The 796-nt window shown below is 50.8% G+C and carries 8 tRNA genes; all 8 read left to right on the plus strand.

Annotated elements, in window-relative coordinates:
• Positions 1-66 precede the first annotated feature (66 nt).
• The 8 genes from RV00_RS15875 to RV00_RS15910 all read left to right on the plus strand — a co-directional run bounded on the left by RV00_RS15875 (position 67) and on the right by RV00_RS15910 (position 766).
• Positions 67-155, plus strand: a tRNA-Ser gene (locus RV00_RS15875).
• 17 nt (positions 156-172) lie between these two features.
• A tRNA-Glu gene (locus RV00_RS15880) sits at positions 173-244 on the plus strand.
• 15 nt (positions 245-259) lie between these two features.
• Positions 260-332 (plus strand) — tRNA-Val (locus RV00_RS15885).
• Between the two features lie 3 nt (positions 333-335).
• Positions 336-411: transfer RNA gene (locus tag RV00_RS15890), tRNA-Asp, on the plus strand.
• Positions 412-441: 30 nt separating this feature from the next.
• A tRNA-Phe gene (locus tag RV00_RS15895) sits at positions 442-517 on the plus strand.
• 1 nt (position 518) lies between these two features.
• Positions 519-599, plus strand: a tRNA-Tyr gene (locus RV00_RS15900).
• 8 nt (positions 600-607) lie between these two features.
• Positions 608-678: transfer RNA gene (locus RV00_RS15905), tRNA-Trp, on the plus strand.
• 15 nt (positions 679-693) lie between these two features.
• Positions 694-766, plus strand: a tRNA-His gene (locus tag RV00_RS15910).
• The last annotated feature ends 30 nt before the right edge of the window (positions 767-796 follow it).

The raw sequence follows: 796 nt of genomic DNA on the forward strand, positions 1-796 counted from the left end.
CGAGTCCTACTGCCGGAGTTTCTCGAAAGAGAAAAAAAGAGTATTGGGCCTTTGTGCTCCTATCTTGGAGAGTTGTCCGAGTGGCCGAAGGAGCATGATTGGAAATCATGTAGGCGGGTATTCCTGTCTCAAGGGTTCGAATCCCTTACTCTCCGTAACAATATTTTTTACTGGCCCGTTGGTCAAGCGGTTAAGACACCGCCCTTTCACGGCGGTAACACGGGTTCGAGTCCCGTACGGGTCATTTAATTAAATATATGGGGGTTTAGCTCAGCTGGGAGAGCATCTGCCTTACAAGCAGAGGGTCAGCGGTTCGAACCCGTTAACCCCCATTCGGTTCCGTGGTGTAGGGGTTAACATGCCTGCCTGTCACGCAGGAGATCGCGGGTTCAAATCCCGTCGGGACCGCCATTTGATTAAAAACTTTAAACTATTATATATGGCGCGGTAGCTCAGTTGGTAGAGCAACGGATTGAAGCTCCGTGTGTCGGCAGTTCGATTCTGTCCCGCGCCACCATGGAGGAGTAGCGAAGTGGCTAAACGCGACGGACTGTAAATCCGTTCCTTAGGGTTCAGTGGTTCGAATCCACTCTCCTCCATTTGTTTCAGGGGCATAGTTTAAAGGTAGAACAGCGGTCTCCAAAACCGTTAGTGTGGGTTCAATTCCTGCTGCCCCTGTTTTTTATTGATATGGCGATCGTGGCGAAGTGGTTAACGCACCGGATTGTGGCTCCGGCACTCGTGGGTTCGATTCCCATCGTTCGCCCTTTTTATTATTGGGGTATAGCCAAGCGGT

The sequence above is a fragment of the Enterococcus devriesei genome (assembly GCF_001885905.1).
Classification (GTDB): domain Bacteria; phylum Bacillota; class Bacilli; order Lactobacillales; family Enterococcaceae; genus Enterococcus_A; species Enterococcus_A devriesei.